This window comes from Paenibacillus sp. SC116 (assembly GCF_024733555.1).
In the GTDB taxonomy this organism is placed as follows: domain Bacteria; phylum Bacillota; class Bacilli; order Paenibacillales; family Paenibacillaceae; genus Paenibacillus_B.
The window spans coordinates 1,424,202-1,446,902 of record NZ_JANIOF010000001.1 but is presented as its reverse complement, the minus strand read 5'-3'; the positions used below and the strand labels follow the sequence as shown (position 1 = coordinate 1,446,902).

21 protein-coding genes are annotated in these 22,701 nt (G+C 41.2%); 20 read left to right on the top strand and 1 reads right to left on the bottom strand.

What is annotated here, in order from left to right:
* Nucleotides 1-18 precede the first annotated feature (18 nt).
* From NQ117_RS06315 to NQ117_RS06245, 15 genes are all read left to right on the top strand, one after another.
* Nucleotides 19-498, top strand: a complete 480-nt coding sequence (locus NQ117_RS06315) for a GNAT family N-acetyltransferase (protein WP_258277131.1) — start codon at nucleotides 19-21, stop codon at nucleotides 496-498.
* Nucleotides 499-815: 317 nt separating this feature from the next.
* Nucleotides 816-1,289 (top strand): NUDIX domain-containing protein, encoded by a 474-nt coding sequence (locus tag NQ117_RS06310; RefSeq protein WP_258277130.1) that lies wholly within the window; start codon nucleotides 816-818, stop codon nucleotides 1,287-1,289.
* A gap of 103 nt (nucleotides 1,290-1,392) precedes the next feature.
* Nucleotides 1,393-1,902 carry a GNAT family N-acetyltransferase gene (locus tag NQ117_RS06305; RefSeq protein ID WP_258277129.1) on the top strand — a complete coding sequence of 170 codons (510 nt, stop codon included), beginning with the start codon at nucleotides 1,393-1,395 and terminating at the stop codon, nucleotides 1,900-1,902.
* Between the two features lie 256 nt (nucleotides 1,903-2,158).
* Entirely contained in the window at nucleotides 2,159-3,442 is a 1,284-nt protein-coding gene (gene ectB / locus NQ117_RS06300; protein ID WP_258278182.1) for a diaminobutyrate--2-oxoglutarate transaminase, read from the top strand.
* A gap of 111 nt (nucleotides 3,443-3,553) precedes the next feature.
* Entirely contained in the window at nucleotides 3,554-4,303 is a 750-nt protein-coding gene (locus tag NQ117_RS06295; RefSeq protein ID WP_258277128.1) for a thioesterase II family protein, read from the top strand.
* Nucleotides 4,304-4,837: 534 nt separating this feature from the next.
* Nucleotides 4,838-5,473 (top strand): AAA family ATPase, encoded by a 636-nt coding sequence (locus NQ117_RS06290; RefSeq protein ID WP_258277127.1) that lies wholly within the window; start codon nucleotides 4,838-4,840, stop codon nucleotides 5,471-5,473.
* Between the two features lie 211 nt (nucleotides 5,474-5,684).
* Nucleotides 5,685-6,266, top strand: coding sequence for a DJ-1/PfpI family protein (locus NQ117_RS06285; RefSeq protein WP_258277126.1), 582 nt, complete (start codon nucleotides 5,685-5,687; stop codon nucleotides 6,264-6,266).
* A gap of 196 nt (nucleotides 6,267-6,462) precedes the next feature.
* Nucleotides 6,463-7,155: a VOC family protein gene (locus tag NQ117_RS06280; RefSeq protein ID WP_258277125.1), complete on the top strand. Its 693-nt coding sequence runs from the start codon at nucleotides 6,463-6,465 to the stop codon at nucleotides 7,153-7,155.
* Nucleotides 7,156-7,170: 15 nt separating this feature from the next.
* The gene (locus tag NQ117_RS06275) at nucleotides 7,171-7,980 is read left to right on the top strand and encodes a GNAT family N-acetyltransferase (protein ID WP_258277124.1); all 810 of its coding nucleotides are present in this window, start codon (nucleotides 7,171-7,173) and stop codon (nucleotides 7,978-7,980) included.
* Nucleotides 7,981-8,120: 140 nt separating this feature from the next.
* On the top strand, nucleotides 8,121-8,750 hold the full coding sequence (locus tag NQ117_RS06270; protein WP_258277123.1) for a pyridoxamine 5'-phosphate oxidase family protein: 630 nt from the start codon (nucleotides 8,121-8,123) through the stop codon (nucleotides 8,748-8,750).
* Nucleotides 8,751-9,002: 252 nt separating this feature from the next.
* Nucleotides 9,003-10,631: a discoidin domain-containing protein gene (locus tag NQ117_RS06265; RefSeq protein WP_258277122.1), complete on the top strand. Its 1,629-nt coding sequence runs from the start codon at nucleotides 9,003-9,005 to the stop codon at nucleotides 10,629-10,631.
* Nucleotides 10,632-10,766: 135 nt separating this feature from the next.
* On the top strand, nucleotides 10,767-12,368 hold the full coding sequence (gene dcuS / locus NQ117_RS06260; protein ID WP_258277121.1) for a DcuS/MalK family sensor histidine kinase: 1,602 nt from the start codon (nucleotides 10,767-10,769) through the stop codon (nucleotides 12,366-12,368).
* Nucleotides 12,369-12,374: 6 nt separating this feature from the next.
* Nucleotides 12,375-13,091: a response regulator gene (locus tag NQ117_RS06255; protein ID WP_258277120.1), complete on the top strand. Its 717-nt coding sequence runs from the start codon at nucleotides 12,375-12,377 to the stop codon at nucleotides 13,089-13,091.
* Between the two features lie 221 nt (nucleotides 13,092-13,312).
* Nucleotides 13,313-14,653 (top strand): 2-hydroxycarboxylate transporter family protein, encoded by a 1,341-nt coding sequence (locus NQ117_RS06250; RefSeq protein WP_258277119.1) that lies wholly within the window; start codon nucleotides 13,313-13,315, stop codon nucleotides 14,651-14,653.
* 126 nt (nucleotides 14,654-14,779) lie between these two features.
* Nucleotides 14,780-16,252: an NAD-dependent malic enzyme gene (locus NQ117_RS06245; protein WP_258278181.1), complete on the top strand. Its 1,473-nt coding sequence runs from the start codon at nucleotides 14,780-14,782 to the stop codon at nucleotides 16,250-16,252.
* A 70-nt stretch (nucleotides 16,253-16,322) separates the two neighbouring features.
* Here the strand turns inward: NQ117_RS06245 and NQ117_RS06240 are convergent, their stop codons facing one another.
* Entirely contained in the window at nucleotides 16,323-17,714 is a 1,392-nt protein-coding gene (locus NQ117_RS06240) for a peptide MFS transporter (RefSeq protein WP_258277118.1), read from the bottom strand.
* A 498-nt stretch (nucleotides 17,715-18,212) separates the two neighbouring features.
* On the opposite strand from NQ117_RS06240, the gene NQ117_RS06235 reads away from it, so the two are divergent.
* The 5 genes from NQ117_RS06235 (at nucleotide 18,213) to deoC (ending at nucleotide 22,700) form a co-directional block, all read left to right on the top strand.
* Nucleotides 18,213-19,523, top strand: coding sequence for a hemolysin family protein (locus NQ117_RS06235; RefSeq protein ID WP_258277117.1), 1,311 nt, complete (start codon nucleotides 18,213-18,215; stop codon nucleotides 19,521-19,523).
* Between the two features lie 159 nt (nucleotides 19,524-19,682).
* Nucleotides 19,683-20,183 (top strand): hypothetical protein, encoded by a 501-nt coding sequence (locus NQ117_RS06230; protein ID WP_258277116.1) that lies wholly within the window; start codon nucleotides 19,683-19,685, stop codon nucleotides 20,181-20,183.
* A gap of 30 nt (nucleotides 20,184-20,213) precedes the next feature.
* Entirely contained in the window at nucleotides 20,214-20,720 is a 507-nt protein-coding gene (locus NQ117_RS06225; protein ID WP_258277115.1) for a GNAT family N-acetyltransferase, read from the top strand.
* 305 nt (nucleotides 20,721-21,025) lie between these two features.
* Nucleotides 21,026-21,976, top strand: a complete 951-nt coding sequence (locus tag NQ117_RS06220; RefSeq protein WP_258277114.1) for a sugar-binding transcriptional regulator — start codon at nucleotides 21,026-21,028, stop codon at nucleotides 21,974-21,976.
* A gap of 37 nt (nucleotides 21,977-22,013) precedes the next feature.
* The gene (gene deoC / locus NQ117_RS06215; protein ID WP_258277113.1) at nucleotides 22,014-22,700 is read left to right on the top strand and encodes a deoxyribose-phosphate aldolase; all 687 of its coding nucleotides are present in this window, start codon (nucleotides 22,014-22,016) and stop codon (nucleotides 22,698-22,700) included.
* Nucleotide 22,701 lies beyond the last annotated feature (1 nt).

Here is a 22,701-nt window from a genome sequence, read left to right as displayed (position 1 = left end):
CAAAGGTGGTAACTACTTATGCATGTTGAATGTATTCGAGCTTCTATTGAACACAAGGATGTCTTTAAAAATTTAATGCAGCTCTATATTTATGATTTCTCTGAGTTTATAAAATGTGATGTTGAAGAGGATGGATTATTTGGCGCCTACCCTTATTTGGACAGCTACTGGGAGGACGAGAGTCATCGCTTTCCATACATTATTAAGCAAGAGGGCAAATATGCTGGTTTTATCCTAGTAAGATTCGTCGAATCAGAGGAGAGGAACTTCTTTACGATTGCGGAGTTTTTTGTTATGAAGAAATATCGTAAAGCAGGGATTGGAAGAGCGGTAGCTAAACAAGTATTTAATTCGCATAAAGGGAGTTGGGAAGTGTTTCAAATGGAAAGTAATAGACCAGCCCAACTATTTTGGAACAAAGTTATAGATGAATATACGAATGGCCAGTTTAGCAATAGATTAGGCGACGGCAAAAGGATACAAACATTCATTAGTTAGTTTAATGATGACGGACTGTCCAACTTCTTAGAATCTTCACACAATCACTCTAGCATTCTCAATACACACTCACAATCTTCATATTATACAATGAGGTATCGACATGACTACCTTACTAATCAGGAAACATCATCGGAATTTCAAGCTTCTGGCACGAATCTACTTTGTTAAATAGCCTAATACAGCGCAATTAAATATCATCGTACGATTGAGGATTACTTCAGTACGCTGCAGAAGGCTGAGAATTTCGTTATTTTTATTTTTTCAAGCAAGAAAACGGTAGCTACCCATGAGACTAGAAAAGAGGTTTAATCGAAATGTCTATGTCATCCTATTATCAAAATTTGAGAGACAAAGTAGGAGCTGAACTCCTGTTTATGCCTTCCGTAGCGGCTGTTGTTAGGAATGAAGAGGATCACATTCTATTTATCCGAAAAGGTAATGAACAAACTTGGGGTCTCCCAGCAGGCGCCATTGAAATCGGTGAGACACCAGCTCAAGCAATTACGCGGGAAGTTTATGAAGAGACGGGTCTGACTATACAACCAACTCAAATTATAGGCGTATTTGGCGGAGAAAAGTATCAATACCAATATAGCAATGGTCATCAAGTGGAATATCTAGTTATCGTATTTCAATGTTCCATAATAAGCGGCAAGCTAGAAGCTAAGGATGCCGAGGCAGAGCAGTTATCCTTCTTTAATGAAAGCGAAATACCAAACATCGCAATCCCTTATCCGAAAGAAATATTTTTAAAGAATGCTACAGAAGGTAAGACGATATTTGAATAACGATAGAAAGTCCTATGATATATTCTCACTATGCTTAATCTATCGGAAGGAAAAACAATATATTGTCCATCGCAATGGTTCAATAAAATATGAGGTGAGACTAGTGAAACCAGTAAGAGAAAGTGTTTCTATTGACGTATCGCCAGCATCGATTGAGGAAAGTCATGAAATCTTGAAGTTATTAAAGGGAGCGGCGAGCTGGATCCAATCGAAGGGAATAAACCAATGGCATCCTGATGAAATTCATCTCGAACATGTGCATGAATTTTTCCACAACGGATGTGAGTTTTTCTTGGCAAGAATGAATGCAGAAATTGTTGGGACGCTATTTATTTGTTGGTCAGATCCAAGGGTGTGGGAAGAACTTGATGATGAGAGATCTGGGTATATACATAAATTTGCGGTAGGCAGAGATTATGTAGGCTTAGGGATTGGCCGTCAATTATTAGGCTGGGCTGAGCAATATATCAGAGATAAGGGAAAGAAAATCAGGCTGGATTGTATGGCTGAGAATCATAGATTAAACCAGTATTACGTAGAGAGCGGATACAAATATGTAAAGCGATTAGAATGGGAAAATGGCTGGAAGATTAGCCTGTATGAAAAAGTATAAGTTTACGTAAATAAATAGAGTCATAGATGACAAATTCATATGGTCGACATAATCTTCATAATAAAAACTGAATCGCGCTTACTCATATCCCTTGCTATTGCAAACCTATAAAATAAACCCAATCTCCTAAATATTTCTGGACTTACTTTATTAACGGGAGTATATTGTTCATATTGGGAATGCTTCCAATTTGCACCTAATGATTTCGCTCACTCAGGGAAGTTTTGCATCCTCAAAATGAGAGGAGATTACTATGATGAATACGTTTGAAATGCTGGAATCCAATGTAAGATCCTATTGCAGGTCGTTTCCGGATGTTTTCGTGCGTGCAAAAGGATCTGTATTGTATTCGAAGTCAGGTAGGGAGTTTATCGATTTTTTTGCTGGGGCTGGAGCCCTGAATTATGGTCATAACAACGAATTTATTAAGGAGCAGCTAATTGGCTACCTCCAGTCCGATGGTGTAAGTCATGGGTTGGATATGTACACGTCAGCAAAGGAAATTTTTCTACAGACGTTTTCAGACAAAATACTCAAACCACGAAATTTGGATTATAAGATCCAATTTTGTGGTCCTACAGGGACGAATGCAGTGGAGGCTGCACTTAAATTAGCTAGATTGGTAAAGCATCGTTCTGGTATTTTCTCCTTTATTGGAGGGTTTCATGGCATGTCGCTAGGGGGGTTGTCAGCGACGAGTAACCTTTACCACCGGGAGGCTGGAGGGGTAGCGCTGCATGACGTAACTTTTATGCCGTACCCAACTGGCTTTATTGATGGATTGGATACTATAGCCTACATGGAGACCATCTTGACAGATGACCATTCTGGTATATCCAAACCAGCTGCAATTATTCTCGAAACGATGCAAGCAGAAGGTGGATTAAATGTAGCGCCAAGCGAATGGCTCCGCCAGCTTAGGGAGCTTTGCGACCGCCATGACATTTTGCTTATCTGCGATGAGATCCAAGTAGGTTGTGGAAGAACGGGTTCATTTTTCTCCTTTGAGCGCGCAGGTATTGTCCCTGATATTGTAGTTTTATCGAAATCTATCAGCGGCTATGGATTGCCGATGTCTTTGGTACTAATTAAGCCGGAACTAGACATATGGAAGCCAGCACAGCATAATGGCACATTCCGTGGTAATCAGCTGGCATTTGTCGGTGCGACGGCTGCGTTGGAATTCCGTGAATTGATTCGATTGGAGCAGGAGACGGAACAGAAGTCTCGCTACATAGAACAATATTTGAAGGAAGAAATCCTACCAATTAGTCCTTTTATTTCAGTGAGGGGTCTAGGAATGTTGTGGGGTATTGATGTATCAGGCATTCCAGATGAGAATCTATCCAAAGCGATTGTTACACGTTGTTACGAGCATGGTCTGATTATCGAAAGGGCAGGACGCCGTGATACTGTAATCAAACTGATGCCAGCGCTGACTATTCCTATGGAAGAGCTTGCTGCGGGATGTGAGATTTTGAAGCAGGCTGTAATAGAGTGCTGCAAATTGTCGTTTTCCTTCCAAGAACAGTACGTATAACTGAGTCTAGTTGCTAGAAGGGTTACTGAGATAAATAAAGGTTTAGCGATGACTCTCTTGATATGAAACAGATGCAGGTCACGCTCATAAATGAGTGAAGAGGGATGTAGAATGGTGCAGCCAGTTAAATTATTTTGTTTACCTTACGCAGGAGGATCCTCTGCTATATATGCCCGATGGAAAAAGTATATTGATGCTGCAAAAATCGAGCTTGTACCTGTCGAACTTGCAGGTAGGGGATTTAGAACGGGAGAACCGCTTTGTGACGATATGGACGAAGTGGTTGAAGATGTCTATCATGCTGTCGCGGGAAAAGTCGGCTCTGGTCCGTTTGCGTTTTTTGGGTACAGTATGGGCTGTCTAGTTGCCCTCGAATTGGCGCACCGAATTTTGGAGCGTACAGGGCATATGCCGCTTCATATGTGCATGGCGGCAAAAAAAGCGCCACATCTGCCAGGACGGAGCAATCCTCTGCACAAGCTTTTGCCTGAGCAATTCGAGAAGGAAATCATTAAATTAGGGGGCACACCGCCAGAACTGTTCCAGGATACGGAGCTAGTGAGCCTATTTGTCCCTATGCTTAGGGCGGATTTGAAAGCAGTGGAGACGTATCAATTCCAACCCAAGTCAAATCTGTTGACATGTGATTTTTCAGTCCTTGGGGGAAGCGATGATAACATTACTCTTGAAGAGTTGAATGGGTGGAAGCAGTATACAGAAGGAACGTGTGCAGCTCACCTTTATGAGGGTGGACATTTCTTCTTGAATGACCACTCAGAAGCGCTTGTCCAACATCTGCAACAAACTATTGAAAATGCACTCCGTGGTCAGATGCTACTATATCAAGCAGTATCTGAATAAGAGGGCAGCTTGAGTCGATTATACTGTACTGTGAATGCGCAATCTGTAATTTTTACAATTAGTTTCATCAGTTATGGATACTACATGATTCATGCAGCTCCGTGTAAACGGACCCTTCCAGAGCCTTCTCATACAAGCGGTGGATAAACTTGAAGCCGTCCTGAACCCATTATTCCTAAAGTGACCGATAATATCGAATGTTACGACCCGAGTTGGGGATCGGCTCAGCATTAAGCAGAATGGAAAAAGAAATAAGCCTCGAAATGATAAAGACTCGTATATTATGCCAGCTATTCATCGTGTTCTTATCCATCAATGTCTTTCAACAGCAAATTCCACACGCAACCACAATCACAACAATTGAAGACTGGCGTAGTAGCCTCGTTTATATTAAGAGTTTACTAATTGTAACTTGAGATAAACTCGACATTATTTCAAAAAAGTGATGATGTTTTATGAAGAGGCTGCTTGCCAAAAATAGGGATGGTCTGTTTCAATAGACTTTAGTTTCTATAATAATCAAGGAGTAGATTCATGACCATTATTTGTATCGAAGGCGCGAGTTCGGTGGGAAAAAGTACAACATGCAAAGCATTTGCCGATCGATACAATGCCTATGTTGTGCCAGAAACGGCATTTCTATTTGATAAACCGCAGCTAGAAGGAAAAGACCTCATGATGTGGCTGATGGAACGCCAAGTGGACAGATGGAAGCTGGCGAAAGAGAAGAGCAAGGAAGTTGAGTATGTTATTCTAGACGGGGATATATTTAAAATATGGTACGACTGGGTTTATGGATTCGAGTCCATGACGCTTGAGGCGACGGCGAGCTACTTCCGAGAGAAAATTGCGAATCAAGAAATATCGTTTCCTGATGCTTATGTTGTACTCTGGATTGAGGAAGAGAAGCTAAGGCAGCGTAAACATTCTGATCGTACAAGATCGCGACGGAATTTTGAGAAGCATTTGCGCTTAATCACACCACAGCTTACCTATTTTAAGTACATGAGCAGCATGATGCCACGATCTGTAGGTATTTATAAGGCAAACTCTGTTGAGGACAATGTGCGGCACATATTGAAGCAAAGTGAAGCGGTGCATGGAGTACGTAGGGACGAGCTTTCTATTTTTGAGCAGATGATAGATTTTTATAGAAAAACGATTCCATAGTACCATGATTAAATTAAGGATCTGCTTGTGCATGAAGGCAAACAAAGGTAAAATATAACTGTAACTTTAATCGTACGTGAATTTACTTTCGTCCTTAATCAATTAGGTAGCTCGATGGAAAAATAGTAGATAATCATATTGTAAAGACCAAGTGTTCGCAGCATTTGGTCTTTATTTATAAGTAAATACCTACGAATGAGGAGGCAGAACAATGAAGATTGGATTTGTACTCTTTAATGGAATTACGTTTTTGGATTTTATCGGATTTTATGATGTGATTTATCGTTTAAACATGTTTGTCAAAACACAAGGAACGACTTGGGATATTTGCGGGCTAACGGAAGAAATTACAGATGAGCTGGGATTTACGGTAAAAGTAACGAAAGTAAAGCCAGACCTGTCACAATACGACTTGTTGTATGTTCCTGGTGGAATTGGAACTCGTAAACTTAGATATGATAAAGAATTTATTGATTGGCTGAAGCAGGCGGAGAAGGTTGAAACGATTGTATCCGTGTGCACAGGCGCGCTACTGCTTGGGGCAGCTGGATTTTTGGAAAATAAAAAAGCAACCACTCACCCGAATGCTTATGATTTGTTGGAGCCTTATTGCGAGGAAGTTGTTCACGCAAGAATTGTGAAAGATGGAAATGTCATTACCGCAGGAGGGGTAGCAACTGCGATAGATCTTGCCTTATACATGGTTGAGCAGTATGTCTCTAAAGAAGCGGCTGAAGTTATTAAAAAGCATATCGATTATCCTTATGATATTCAAGGTATTGTTGAAGTGTAGACACTAGTGTCGATCTGTAATGTTAGCACTGGAATGTCGCTTAATTCATGCTGGATACAGACACAGAATGAGGAGCTTGATTTATTGAATCGATCATCCTGTTGCTAGTCATAAAATAGTACATAATGATAAGACGTTGAGCGGCATATGCAAATGTATTCATCATGAATTTCTTCTCGATGTGGAGGCAGACGAAATGAAAATCATCAAAGTAGAAGCACAAAGCAAATTCCTGAATGAGATGCAGCATTTTTATCATCAAGTCCTTGGGTTAGAGTTAATAGAAACAACAGCGAGTTCGTTTTGCGTACAAATCGGAAGTACTGCGCTTCAGTTCAACCATACGGAGGAGACTCTGCCTTCATCCTATCACTTCGCAATAAATATTCCTGAAAATCAAATTGATGAATCGCTGGAGTTTCTACAAAAAGCGGTTACTCCGATACAAGCGGATGGACAAACAATTGTTCATTTCGAGCATTGGAATGCGCATTCTTTCTATTTTTTCGATCCAGATGGCAATATACTTGAATGCATTGCGCGTCATAATCTTCCTAACGCGTCAAATGAGAAGTTCTCCACTTCCAGCTATTTTAATATAAGTGAAGTAGGATTTCCTGTTCGTGATGTAGGAGCCGTTGTGGAAAAGATGAAAACGGAATTGGGCGAACATCCTTGGCAGGGTCAAAGTGATACATTTACAGCGGTCGGAGCTGAAGAGGGTCTAATCATTTTGGTTAAGGAAGGACGACAATGGTTTATGTCGGATATCATTGCGGCTCCTCTTCCTGTCGCGATTCATATTGAAGATGCGAGAGGGGGAAGCATGATTACTTGCTCTTCATTGGGGGAGATCAAGATATTCAATAGCGAAGTGCACACCAAATAGCGAGTGAGGAAACCGATGAATCCTATAGTTCCATCTTTACGATTGATTCATGATATCGAAAACTCTGAGATAGATTATATGTCAGATCGTATGATTGCGATTCAGAACAGACCTAATAATCCTGAAGGAATTGAGATTCAACACTTTGGAAATGCGGTATGCTTCTATAGTCGAACGATGCCGTGGCCAACGTTTAATACAGTAAAGGGCCTGACAAGCGCAGATATTGAATATATTGAGCCGATTGTTGATTTTTATAGAAGCAGAGACAGAAAAGTTCAGTTTGAAATCATACCTTCTCTGGTTGATCAGAACTTTTTGAGGCAGTTAGCAGATGTAGGACTGTATCAATCGGGATTCCATTGCTCTTTGTATACAAAACCTAGGTTGCCTATTGTAGAGGTTCCAGATGGGGTCGTCATTAGAGAAGTTCAAGAAGAGCAGTTTGATATGTATGCAACCATTCATTGTAGAGGAACGGGGTTGTCGGATGACGGCATTCCGTATGTGGCTCAAAATAATAAGGTATTGTATCATCGTCTAGGTTGGAAGTTCTTTATTGCGTATGTGAATGAGGTTCCGGCGGCAGCGAGTGTGATGTATATGAAAAATCATTTGGCTTCGCTGACCTTTGCAGCAACATTGCCGGAATATCGAAACCTCGGACTGCACAGTAGGATGCTGCGAACAAGATTAGTAGAAGCGAATCGTAATGATTGCAGACTTGCAATCGGTCAATGTGCTTTCCTATCACAGAGTCATCGTAATATGGAGCGTATAGGTATGAATCTGGGTTATGTAAGAACCTCATGGACCGAAGCTTAATGCATTTGAATGAAAGATTGCAGGATAATGAAATACATAGTTCATCTTTTAAAAGACCCGGCCGAGGAGACAGATAATCTAGGTCGGGTCTTGTATGTATTTGCTAGGGAATAATGAATTTTAACCTAGGAGGCGTAAATATGACTACGTTTAGGGATACCGTCCGATCTGAAGAAGAGTTACGAGAAATCATAGGGCACCCGAGTAAATTGGTTCGGCATAAAGTGATCGATCATTTGGATGAGCAATGCCGTAAATTTATAGCTTGTTCACCGCTCTTATTTGTATCTTCTTCAGATGAGCATGGGAATTGCGATGTTTCCCCTAGAGGGGATGCACCAGGTTTCGTTCATATTCTAGACGAGAAATGTATGGTCATACCTGAACGTCCAGGCAATCGGAGAATAGATACGATGAGAAACATACTAAGCAATCCGAAGATAGGGCTTATATTCGTAATTCAAGGATTAGAAGAGACATTGCGAATAAACGGCAGAGCCTCCATTACGAAAGAAGAGCCATTATTATCGCTCATGCAGGTTAACGGAAAGTCACCTTTGCTTGGTATTGGAGTCGTTGTAGAAGAATGCTTCGTGCATTGTGCGAAAGCGTTTAAAAGGTCACAACTGTGGGATCAAAAAGCATGGTTGGATCGTGGGCAACTGCCTAACCCAGCAAAAATGTTATCCGCACATGCAAAAACATTAGGAATCACAGAGCAGGACATATCAACGGCGCTGCATGAGAGTTATACGAAAAGGCTTTATTAGATCTGGGTAGACTTTAATTTTGGACTGATTATATTGTTATGAGTTGAAGTGTATGCTACTATAACAACAAATATATTGGAATTTTGACTACTAAGTACTAGAATATAATCCTAACCTCACATCACAACTCCATGATTCGATTCATTCTGTTGCTTTTCACAAATTTTATCTGCATCTATGATAGCGTTGTATTATCCTCATGCCAACTGTATTTCTAACTTGCCACGATTTGATTTTCAAGGAGGGTTTTCTTTGAATGTAAATCATATGCATTATTATAAGTATCGGTATATCAATTGTTTTAAAGCACAATACCTTGCCGAATTGCTTGATAAAGGAATACCGGTGGATTATCTTTTCTTTGATGCGTACGTTGATACGGATGACATTTTAGAGGATATTATTGTTAATGGGTTGGACCGCTGGACGATGCGCGTAAAGACCCTTGGTGATTTAGGATATGTCGGGCTATATATATTGCATCGATATTTTCCTACAATGTCGTCAGCATATCCGTATGTGAAAGAAAAGCTTGCAGCCAATAAAACACTGTATATGTGGGCTTCGCAAAATCATTTGCCGCATTTAGCTCATTTGCCAAATGGAGTTCATGTGATTGGACTTCAGTCTTATAGTGACGAGGACCGAACGTTTACTATTTTTGATGTTCCTGGTATATGGGGACATTCGTATGAAGAAATACATATCCAAAATGCCTTTAATCATTTGGAAGAGACCTTCAAGTATATCTATTATCTTTATGATGAAGATTATATTTTTACGGAAGAGATTGTTGAGATTTTAATTAGAAAATTCGAAGACAGTTTCTTGCTAGTTAACGAGAATTTAAAATTGTACGATCGTATGAATGAGCTGTTTCAGCTACACAAGGATAACCAAGATGACCAGTTAACCTATTACCATCGAATGGAGAACGCACTGGCAGTTATTGCAGGTTCTCGTTACTTCTTCGCGAAGTTCTTAAAAATAATTCACTATCCAGCTGTAGCTCAACTAGAAGAAATCATTAAGCATGCTGATAGTCTTCAAAAAGTATTTATGAAGGCGAAGGTTGGGGCGAACATCAACAACTATAAAGTTGAAGATAAACTGCTGCTGCTAAAGTCATTAGAAATAGAAACGATATCGAAGATTAAACAATTGATTGTGCAAAACAGAGAGAAACGCGAACATCGTGAAGGTGTAAGTGTGAAAACCCGTGCAACAATTACTGATATTGGACTAACTTGCAAAATGCTAGATTTGAATAAGGTTAAGTTAGACTGGATTGAGGTCATTCAGGAAGATTATTTATATAGTTATGAGATATATGTTAATGACACACTGTACGGGACTACGCTGCTGAATACTTATGAAATAACGAATCTTGCTTATGACAGTTGTTTGGAAATACGCATACAAGTTAATAATTTCTCTGGTTACATTGAGCAATGTAATGATCGTGTAACGATTCAGACGGGATACAAAGATACGAATTGTGCGCTTGGCAAGCCTGTTACCTGCTCGTCCGAAGAAACTTCTATTTTCACAAAAGAAAATGTGAATGATGGTGTAGAGGGGACGAGATGGGGAAGTGTTGTTGGAAGCGACAACGAGTGGATTTGCATCGATTTATTAGAGCAAACGGAAATTCAGCGAGTTGTATTGAACTGGGAATCTCATGCTCAATCTTATACGATTGATGTATCTGATGACAATGTCACTTGGCAAACCATTATTACGAACGATAATGGTGCAGGTGGGGTTGAAGAATTTAATAACCTTAAGGATATCAAGTGCAGATATATAAAAATGAATGGCCGGAAGAGAGGCACGACTTGGGGTTATTCATTATGGGATTTTGAAGTGTATGCAGTCTGATACGCATAATGTGAGTTTGCAATCCAGTGAACCGTCTGGATTGCTTTTTTTGCGTGTATAAATAAAAATTTCTTCCAAGTACTGCACCTATGATATAATAATTGGCGTAAATTTGATCCAAGAGGTGGAATCAAAGTGCAGCAAAGTCGATTGCGCTTCAGTTTGCAAGGTACGATTCTTTGGCTGGTTTGCAGTGTGGTAGCGATATCCCTTCTTGTGACAGGTATTCTTATTGAGCGGCAAACTGCGTACAACACAGCGAACTTAGTTGAAGAAAAGGCGACATCCGTTGCACGAACAATTGCAACCGTTCCCATGATGGCAGAAGCGCTAAGTGGAAAAAGGCCAGAGGAACAAATTCAACACTATGCGGATTTAGTACGCCAGAAAACTGGCATGGAATATATCGTGATTATGGACATGAACGGAATACGCAAGTCGCATCCGGATGTTTCGATGATTGGCAAACCCTTTGTTGGCGGAGATGAAAAACCAGCTTTACAGGGTCAGGAGCATGTGTCATATGCTGAAGGAACGTTAGGTAAGTCTTTACGAGCTTTCAAGCCCATTGTGACAGAAGAGGGAGTCCAAGTAGGGGCTGTAGCCGTTGGCATTTCATTGGAGCATGTTGAGGATGCGGTAACAAAAAGCAGGTGGATCATTTATCTTGGACTGTTATTCGGCGCTGTAGCTGGTGGACTCGGTGCAATTTTGCTAGCTCGCAAAATTAAACGCATTTTGTTCGGATTAGAACCTTCGGCGATTGCGCATATGTTGGAACAGCGCAGTGCGATGCTTCAGTCTATACGAGAAGGTATAGTTGCCGTGGAGCGAGACGGTAGGGTTACACTTATGAATGATGAAGCAAGACGATTGTTTGATAAAGCAGGGGTAAATACCGCGATGGTAGGCAAATATGCGGATGAGATAATTCCTGGTCTTCTCAGGCAGACGATCCGAACCAAACAAGCTGTCCCAGATAGTGAAATTGAGTTAAGAGGCATTAGTTTAGTGGTAAATAGCGTTCCTATTTTTGTAAACGGAAAAGTAGCAGGTGCCATTGCAACGTTCAGAGATAAGACCGAACTCAGCCAGTTGGCTGAAAGGCTTACAGGTGTCAGGATGTATGCAGATGCTTTACGGGCACAGGCTCATGAATTTATGAATAAACTGCATGTCATTCTTGGGCTCGTCCATATGAAGGAATATGACCGACTTCAGCAGTATGTGAGTGAAGTGGCAAATCGCCATCAAGAAGATATAGGGCTTATTATGAGGCAAGTGCGTGAGCCAGTAATAGCGGGCTTTTTGTTAGGCAAGATGAGCCGTGCACGTGAACTTGGCATCACCCTTCAACTGAGTGAGACAAGTTTCCTTCCAGAATCCGAACATTCGACTACAGCCCATCAATTAATTACGATCATGGGTAATTTGGTAGACAATGCTATGGAAGCGCTATCGAATGGAAAAGGTGGAATCGTCCGTATTAGCTTTTATGAAGATGAGGGGATGTTATCCCTGAAAGTTATCGATAATGGTCTAGGCATTCCTGAGCATATAAGACCGCACATATTTGAGCTTTGCTTCTCCACAAAAGGCGAGGATCGAGGTTATGGTCTTCATCTTGTTCAGCAATGTGTAGCGCAAGCATGCGGAACTTTGGAAGTAGAGTCTACTTCCAATATAGGTACTTCGATAGCGATTACGATTCCTTATCCCAGCAAGAGAGAGAGTTGACAAAAGTTGATCAAAGTAATGATCGTGGAAGATGATCCGATGGTTAGGGAATTCAATAAACATTATTTGCAGCAGATGAGTGGTTTTCAACATATCACTTCCGTATCAAATGGGGATGAAGCGCTTGATGTTCTACAAAACGAACCGATTGATTTGATATTGCTCGATATTTATATGCCAGGAATGAACGGTTTACAGCTGCTGGAGACGATCCGACTGCGTGATCAATCGGTAGATGTCATTGTCATTACGGCAGCAAGTGATATCGTTAGTGTGAAGAAGGCTTTGCGATTAGGCGCAGTTGATTACTTAATTAAGCCATTTGAATTTAGTAGATTTCAGGCAGCACTTCATACGTATCGTGAAGAAGTTAATTTGATGCAAAGTCAGAACCAGATGAGCCAAGAAGAATTGGACAAACTCTTGTTTCATGCAGCTGATGTAAAAGGTCACACCGAGAGCATTGATCTACCGAAAGGTTTAACGAAGAATACGCTGCAATTGGTGTACAACTGTGTCGATGGAATGAAAGGAAAGTCATTTACGACAGAGGAGTTAGCTGCTGAAGTGGGCATTTCACGAGTTTCGATGCGAAAATATTTGCAATTCCTTAATGAGATAGGTGTTCTTGATGTTGAAATTTGCTATGGGTTTGTTGGCAGGCCTTCGTACACGTATCGTTATCTCCCCGACAAAGCAAGCCGTATTCATCGATACCTTTAACGGAGTAATATAATAAGCGATTACGATTTGTTTATTTAGAATCTTATAAGTAATAGCGCATCTGGCAGCCGAAAAGGCTGCTTTTTTGCTATTTATATAAGTCTCAAGTGAAATCCACTTACTTTAATTACAAAACAAATCCTTAACTTTCATATTCTATGAATGCGTTTACATTTCGAATATGATAAATGCGTAATCAACAACTAGGAGGTGCTGCAAGGATGGAGAATGTCGGTCAACTTAAAGTCAATCCACAGACAGAATCTAAAAAAGCGAACTTTTTAACGCAGCTTAATGAAATAAAAGTCGGAGTCATTCCACTTCCGCTTTATGCTGCTTTAGCAACAATCGTGTTCCTAGCTGCTTACTTTAGCAAGCTGCCGACAGATATGATCGGTGGTTTCGCGGTTATCATCGTGTTGGGTGTTTTGTTAGGTGATATTGGATTAAGAGTGCCTATTCTAAAAGATATCGGGGGACCAGCGATTCTTGCTATTTTCGTTCCTTCGACCATGGTGTTCATGAATTGGTTTAACCCAAATTCGATGGAAGCCGTTCATGTGTTGATGAAGGAATCGAATTTCTTGTACTTCTACATTTCGGTTTTAGTTGCTGGTAGTATTCTAGGGATGAATCGCACGGTATTAATTAAAGGATTTTCTCGAATGTTCGTACCGCTCGTGCTTGGTACATTAGTTTCAGTTGGTGCAGGTTTGCTTGTTGGCATGGCTTTCGGTTACAGCGCTTATCACACATTTTTCTTTATTATCGTACCGATTATTGGCGGTGGAATTGGAGAAGGTATCTTACCGCTGTCGATTGCCTATTCTGCCATTCTCGGAGAATCGTCTGCTACGTATGTATCGATGATGATTCCAGCGGCGATTATCGGTAACGTGGTCGCGATTATTTGCGCAGGTTTGTTGAAGCGTCTTGGTGAGAAACGCCCGCATTTGAGCGGTAACGGAGTACTCGTTAAGTCTGGTGCAGACAATGATCTTTTGAATACGAAAGAAGAAGAGAAAAAGATTGATTTTGCTCAAATGGGTACTGGATTGCTCGTCGCTTGCAGCTTCTTCATCTTTGGCGCATTGATGTCCAAGTTCGTCGGTATTCCAGGTGCGATTATTATGATTATCGCGGCTGCAGTTGCAAAATATGCGAAATTGCTACCGCAAAAAGTAGAGCATGGCGCATTCCACTTGTACAAGTTTGTGTCTACGTCATTGACGTGGCCGCTAATGGTAGGTCTCGGTATGCTGTATGTACCGTTGAATGATGTTGTTAAAGTAATTAGCCCAGGCTACATCTTAGTTTGTGCTTCAGTTGTAATTGCTATGGTTGGAACTGGCTTCTTCATTGCTCGCTTCATGAATATGTATCCAGTTGAATCTGCTATCGTAACAGGCTGCCACAGCGGTTTGGGCGGTACGGGCGATGTAGCAATCTTATCTGCATCCAACCGCATGGGCATGATGCCGTTTGCTCAAATTTCTACTCGTCTTGGTGGAGCGGCTACCGTAATTTTGGCGACACTGCTATTGAATTTCTTTGCAAAATAAACGATATATAAACAGATAGTGATAATGCTTTGCAAAATACACAGCTTGGATAGGGAATGGTTCACTTCATAGAATAAATGGAGATGAACCAACGAGGAGGAACCCATTGTGAAAGAACGAAGCAACATGAATAAACAGCTTACCGTAACGATCCGAGTAAAATACGGCAAGGAGAAAGTAGCATTCGGAACGTTGGCGACACAAATTGGTTATGATGGCGGCGATATCGTTGGTATCGATGTTATTTCTTCCACGAAGACTCATCATATTCGAGACATCACGGTTAACGTCACAGATCCTGAACATGGACAGATGTTAGGAGAGCAATTGGCGAAGCTGGAAGGTGTTGAAGTGATTCATATTTCAGACCAGACATTCCTGCTTCATGTTGGCGGTAAAATTGAAATGAAGCCGAAACATCCAATTAAAAGCCGGCATATGCTTTCGAAAGTATATACTCCTGGGGTAGCGAGAATTTGTACGGCTATCGCAGATGATCCTGATAAAGCTCATACTTTAACAATTAAGCGCAATACGGTTGCTGTTGTTTCGGATGGAACTGCGGTGCTTGGACTAGGCGATATTGGACCAGCGGCGGCAATGCCTGTTATGGAAGGCAAGGCTATGTTGTTCAAACAGCTGGCTGGTGTCGATGCCTTTCCAATTTGTCTGGATACAAAAGATCCAGATGAAATTGTACGTATCGTTAAAGCTATGGCTCCAACTTTCGGTGGGATTAACCTCGAGGATATTTCATCACCACGCTGCTTTGAAATTGAAGCACGTCTAAAGGAAGAGCTGGACATCCCTGTGTTCCATGATGATCAGCATGGTACCGCGGTTGTTATTTTAGCAGGACTTATCAACGCTCTTAAAGTATGCGGCAAGCGACTAGAAGATATTAAAGTCGTTGTAAATGGCATTGGATCTGCTGGGATTGCATGTACGAAAATGCTTCTTACAGCAGGTGTTCGTCATGTTATTGGTGTAGAGCGTGCTGGTGCAATTTGCAGAGACATCCAATATGATAACCCGCAGTGGACAATGTATGCACAAATGACGAACCCGGACAATCTAAGTGGCGCACTGTCAGATGTTATTGCTGGAGCGGATGTATTTATCGGTGTATCTGCACCTGGTGTGTTGAAGATTGAAGATATTCAGAAAATGGCGGTCGATCCAATCGTATTTGCAATGGCGAACCCAATCCCAGAGATTGATCCTGATGTTGCAGCACCGTTTGTTAGAGTGATGGCGACAGGGCGTTCGGATTACCCTAACCAGATTAACAATGTTCACTGCTTCCCAGGTATATTCCGGGGTGCACTTGATTGCCGTGCTACCGATATCAACGAAGAAATGAAGCTTGCTGCTGCGCATGCAATCGCTTCTGTGGTGACAGATGATCAGTTAAGCGAAACTTACATCATTCCGAACGTGTTTAATGAACAAGTTGCTAAGAGCGTTCGAACAGCAGTTATTAAAGCGGCACATCAATCAGGCGTAGCTCGCAAGATGCCATTCGACATGCAATCATCTGAAGCAGAGAGTTCGGAACCAGCGATCTACGAAGAACAATTAGAGCTATCTTGGAACTAAAAGCTTTGTTATAAAAAGAACAGCCCTTGTCCTATATTAGGATAAGGGCTGTTCTATCATATGAAACCTTTTATAGTTCAGATACTTGCGCCATTGAGCTGAGCTTCTTCGACAATAGTACGAGGACCAAGCCAAGGACGATAGCAGCTGCGCCAATGATGGCAAATACATTGAAATAGCCAAGTGTTTTAATGTTGGATGCGAATTGACTACCGAGAATATTCGCAACCCCTGTACTAGCCAACCAAACACCCATCAAAAGGGAAGTCAGCTTAACAGGTGAAATTTTGTTTACGATGGACAAGCCTACTGGAGACAGGAACAATTCTCCAAGTGTGTGGAAGAAGTAAGTGCCGATGATAAACATAATGTGTGCTTGCGACACAACACTATTTGGATCACTGCCTGTTTGCATAACTGCTACTAGCAATACCATGTAACCTACACCCAGTAGTACCATCCCGAGCCCCATCTTCATTCCAAAGCTAAGGTCACCGCGTTTGGAACGAGCAAGCTTCAACCATAGCGCAGAAACGATTGGTGCAAGGATAATAATGAACAATGGGTTAATGGATTGGAACCAAGATGTTGGAATTTCAAATCCGAATATAGTTTTGTCGACAAATTGATTCGTATACAACGTTAACAAGCCACCTGCTTGTTCAAACCCAGCCCAGAAGAAAATAACAAAGCACGTAATAATGAGAATAACTTTTGTACGTTGTTTCTCTAGTGGAGTTAATGGTGTCTTCACTGCAGCAGCAGATTGCTTATTGTTGCTGCGAACGGGTGCTTTACCGATATCACCGAGATATTTAGGTGCTAATGTATTGAAAATAATTTGTCCGATTACCATACCAATACCGGACGCTAAGAATGCATATTTATAACCGTACAAGATTGTATCAGCCATAGGGATTTTAAACAGCTGCTCTGCTAAGTAGCCGCACACGAGCGGTGCGAACAAACTCCCCACATTAATTCCCATGTAGAATATTGTATAAGCGGAATCGACACGACGGTCACCCTTTGGATACAAGTCTCCAACCAGTGTAGATACGTTCGGTTTGAAGAATCCATTACCGATAATGATAAAGGCAAGACCGAGATACAACATAGTCGTGGTTTGATCCATGAACAGAGCGAAGTTACCGATTGCAATACATAAACCGCCAATTGTTACGGCTAATCTTCTTCCAAGATACTTGTCGGATAAATACCCGCCCAACAGTGGTGTGAAATAACATGCTCCAGTAAAAATACCGTAAATCGTTAGAGCGGTACTTTCTGTGAAACCCAATCCTCCGCTAATTAACGCGGTAGTTAAATAAAGCACGAGCATAGCTCTCATTCCATAGTAACTAAATCTTTCCCACATTTCCGTGAAAAAAAGCACATACAACCCAGGTGGGTGCTTGTCTTTGCGATTCGTTGCACTGGAAGCGGCTGCTTGAGTTGACATGATGTATTCCTCCTGTCTGCAACGTTAATAAACGTTTATAATTATAACAAACGGTAGTTTATTATTCATGATCATACGCCGATCTATTACGGGGTGTCAACTGGAAATAGGGATTTGTCATACTAAAATCCCAGTAATTTCAATAATGTATAATATACAATTAAAGATGAACAAGTTCTATAGTTTACATTCGTGGTACATATTACCTACCCGTTAAATGCTGATAATAACAGGTGTAAAAATTAGAATGTGTGCAAGCAACATCTAATAAGAAATAGGGTAAATTAAATACTGTGCGTGGAGCTATGAATCGGATTGTGGTGGCGAAACCGTACAAAAAGGGTCGCTATCACTGACTATATAGTCATGTTGGTGATGAGAAAGTCAAATGCGGCTGGATTCAGGCTTTGTAACTTTTGAAACAAGAAATTATAATAAGAGTATCTTTATTTCAAGAATTATGAAATCTATTGTCAAAAAGGAGAAGGTACATATCTAATGGAAATTCCCACGGTTGAGTTTATCCTCATAGCTTTACTAATTGCATTGACTGCATTTTTCGTAGCAACAGAGTTTGCTATCGTCAAAATTCGTACGAGCCGTATCGATCAATTGGTATTGGAAGGACAAAAAAACGCCCTGGCAGCCAAAAAAGTAATCAGCAACTTAGATGGATACTTGTCTGCTTGTCAGTTGGGTATTACCATTACGGCACTCGGTTTGGGATGGTTAGGTGAGCCAACCGTTGAGAAGCTGCTCCATCCGCTTTTTGAAGAGTTTGGTGTTCAGGCTGAACTATCTGGAGTACTTTCATTTGTAATTGCATTTGTGTTAATGACTTATATTCATGTGGTTGTAGGTGAACTAGCTCCTAAGTCATTGGCGATACAAAAGGCAGAAAAGATTACTTTGCTGTTGGCTAAGCCAATCATTTTCTTTTATAAAATTATGTACCCGTTCATTTGGCTTTTGAATGGTTCTGCGAATGCACTTATTCGATTGTTCGGATTGAAGCCTGCAAGTGAACATGAGGAGGCTCACTCTGAGGAAGAATTGCAAATCATTTTAAGTGAGAGTTACGAAAGCGGTAAAATCAATAACACGGAATATGGATATGTAAGCCGTATTTTTGCTTTTGATGAATTGTTAGCTAAAGAAATCATGGTGCCTCGTACAGATATGATCTCCTTGGATGGTGATCTTACCGTAATGGAAAACATTCCGATTATGCGCGAGGAGCAGTATACCCGTTATCCTGTCATTCATAATGACAAGGACAATGTAATCGGGATGGTCAACATGAAGCAGTTGTTCCTTACGATGGATGGTACCCTTCGTGAACAACCGTTGAAGAACTTAATTCGTCCTGTACTGACCGTATCAGAAGCAATGCCGGTCAAGCAGTTGCTTCGTAAAATGCAGCAGGATCATATTCATATGGCGATACTAGTCGATGAATACGGCGGTACATCAGGTATGATTACGATTGAGGATATACTTGAAGAGATCGTCGGTGAGATTCGGGATGAGTTCGATGCCGAAGAACGCGCTGAGGTGGAGCGAGTAGGTGAGGGGCATTATCGTGTAGATGGTAAAGTATTGCTCAGCGATGTCAATGACCTACTTGGTACGCATTTAGAAAGTGATGATTTTGACACGATTGCAGGTTGGTTGTATGACCGGCACCCTGAAGGCAAGCGAGGCAGCAAAATCGTGGTGGAAGGGGTCGAGTTCACCATTCTGGAGAAGGAACGTCACCGTATCCGCAAAATTGAATTGAAGCGAATAGACTCAGAAGAGGGGCAGTAATTCAACGTTTACAGTTCATGGTCATTATGATATGTTAAGATTAACCAATAAAATAATAGCACAGTAGCCGAAAGCATCGGACAATTCTCATTACTCGAGGATTGTCCTTTTTTGCGTTTCCAGGGGTTGCCAAACGTGCTCAAAAGGAGATATATTCATATGAAACATACCGTCGATCTGAAGTCATTTTATGTAGCAGGTACATTTCATGAATGCTATGAGGACATGTACCATCATGTAGTGGAACAAAGTTCAGTGCAAGGTACCTCTTTTAACAAACAAAAGGTTATGCCAATGGTGTATGGATTGCGGTTGGAACAGCGTTATTTCTCTGGAGTACGATGTCATAGCAATCAGGATATTTCGGATGGTGACTATGTCATTGAGGTGCGTGGAGGAAGTTATGAAATGAGGACATACAATCAACTTTGTTTGGAAGCGGTAAGCAATCTGTCAGACGCTGCTTATATAGAACTTCCGAAGCCGATTACGATCATTGAATTTGTTGCGACTCCTGACGGTTATACCCCATGGTGGTGTTATATTCCGGTATCTTTTAAGCCTTGGGAGGACATGCGAAATGATCGTAGATTGCCTCGTCATTTGAAGGCAGATATGGTGCTTAGAGAATCACGCAGATGTTATACGCTTGCTTACTAGCTGGATAATTAAACAGGATGAGGGGCAGATATGATGAATATTCGGCCAATTTTAAAAGAAGATGCTAAACATATTCAACTAGTCGCTAAGCAATCTTGGAATGCTGCTTATGGTGACATCTATCCGCAATCTTTTATTGAGGAGTTCGTCCGTAATGCTTACAGTATACATAATCTGGAGCAAAGTGCAGATAGAGATGCGCAAAGGGATGAACGGCATTTTTATGTTTGCGAATTAGAGGGAGCTATAATTGCATTTGCTCAGGTTATGAAGCAAGAAGCAGCGGGAGAATATGAGCTGCTGCGCATTTATGTGCATCCAGATCGGCAGAATGCAGGTGCTGGACGCTTGCTGTTGTCTAATTATCTGACTACACTTCCTCACATGAACAAGCTTGTAGCATGGGTAGAGGATAAAAATGAGCAAGGCCGGCGTTTTTATGAGCGCAATGGTTTTGTACAGACTTCTCATATGGTAGAGAAGCATGAACATTTTGAGACTCAACTTACAGAGTATACTTGGCAGCGGACATGTTAATTTCAGCTATAATATAATAGATGAAAGAATAATAGGAATATTGCCAGAGCACCGAGTGATTCGGTGCTTTTTTTGTAGATCGGATTGATCATTTGGTTGTTTATGGATGAAATTAATTTCATAGAGTATAGTATTTTTATTTGGAAAACCTTAACACAGATGCTATAGTTGACGTTGTAAGCGTTTTTCAGTTACTATGTAATCAAATGACAAACACTTCTTTGACATAATTTCATAGCGAAATGATAACGTATCGAAACTGATTGGCTAATTTTGATAGGGTGCAGTAAGGAGACAACATTTTTATGATTGAAAATGAAAAGCCTTACATCGTTGTAGAAGTTGCAAAACTTTATTATCAAATGGACCTCAGCCAGAAGGAGATTGCAGAGAAGTTAGGTATTTCTCGCCCTTCTGTATCACGTTACTTAAAGCTGGCGAAGCAAAGTGGAGTCGTTAAGATCGAAGTATTCGATCCTATCGATTATTGCTCAAGCTTGAAGGAACAGTTTCAGCAGCATTTCAATTTGAAAGAGTGCATCATTACGATGGCACCTGTGAATGATTCAGAAGTTATTAAAGAGGTAATATCTGAGAGTGTAGCCCAATATGTTCATGACATTGTCAAGGACGGTGATACAATTGGCGTCACATGGGGAACGACACTGTATAGGATCGCCAGCAAAATGACTTCGAAGCATGTGCAGAATGTAAGAGTCGTTCAATTGAACGGTGGAATAAGCTTCTCAGCGGATACGTACGCGTTCGAAATTGCGAGTCTTGTAAGCGCTGCATTTCATACAACTCCATACTATGTGCCGGTCCCAGCAATTGTAGATCATACACTTGTGAAGCAAGCGATTATATCGGACAAGCACATCAAGAAAGTGTTGGAGATTGGCCGTGAAGCAAACATTGCTATCGTTACAACAGGTACGCACCATAGTAATTCTGTTCTAATGAAAGCCGGCTATTTATCGCCTGATGAAATGAAAGCGTTGGATCAGACGAAGGCAGTCGGTGATATTTGCGCTCGCTATATTAATAGAGATGGTCAAATCTGCTCTACAGACTTAGACGAACGTACAATTGGAATTGAACTGGATGTTCTAGCAAAGAAGGAAACTAGCATATTAGCAGCAGGTGGACGGGAAAAAGTAGATGTGATGTTAGGTGCATTACGAGGACGATATGTAAATGTGCTTGTAACGGATCAATTCACAGCTCAAGCAATGCTAGATCAATTGAACACATGACGCAAATTAACTGGGAATAAGGAAAGGAAGATTTAAGATGAACCAACAACTTGCAAACATGATTGACCATACGTTATTGAAACCAAATGTACAAGACGAGCAAATCGTTGAATTATGCAAAGAGGCACGTGAGTATCAGTTCGCTTCTGTTTGTGTAGAACCGTGCTACGTAGCTCTTGCAGCAGAGCAGTTGAAAGATAGCGGAGTAGATATTTGCACAGTTATCGGGTTCCCGCTTGGAGCGAACACATTGGCAACAAAAGTGTTTGAAGCGAAAGATGCAATCGCAAATGGTGCAACTGAAATCGACTACGTATTGAGCATTAGCGATGTATTGAACGGGCGTTGGGAGCAAATTGAGCGTGAAATGCGTGCGTTCACTGAACTTCGTGACGAAGCAAATGCAGGCGTAATCGTTAAGGTCATCTTGGAAACTTGCTACTTAACGGATGCACAAATTGTAGAAGCTTGCCGCTTGGCTCGTGAAACAGGATTGGATTTCGTGAAAACGTCTACAGGGTTTGGTACAGGCGGAGCAACAGTTGAACACATTCGTATGATGCGTGAAACAGTTGGTGATGCATGTGGAGTGAAAGCTTCTGGCGGTATTCGCACACGTGAAGACGCATTGGCGATGGTAGAAGCAGGAGCAAGCCGTATTGGCGCAAGTGCAAGTGTTGCGATCGTTACGGATGGCGGCAGCAATGAAGGTAGCGGTTATTAAG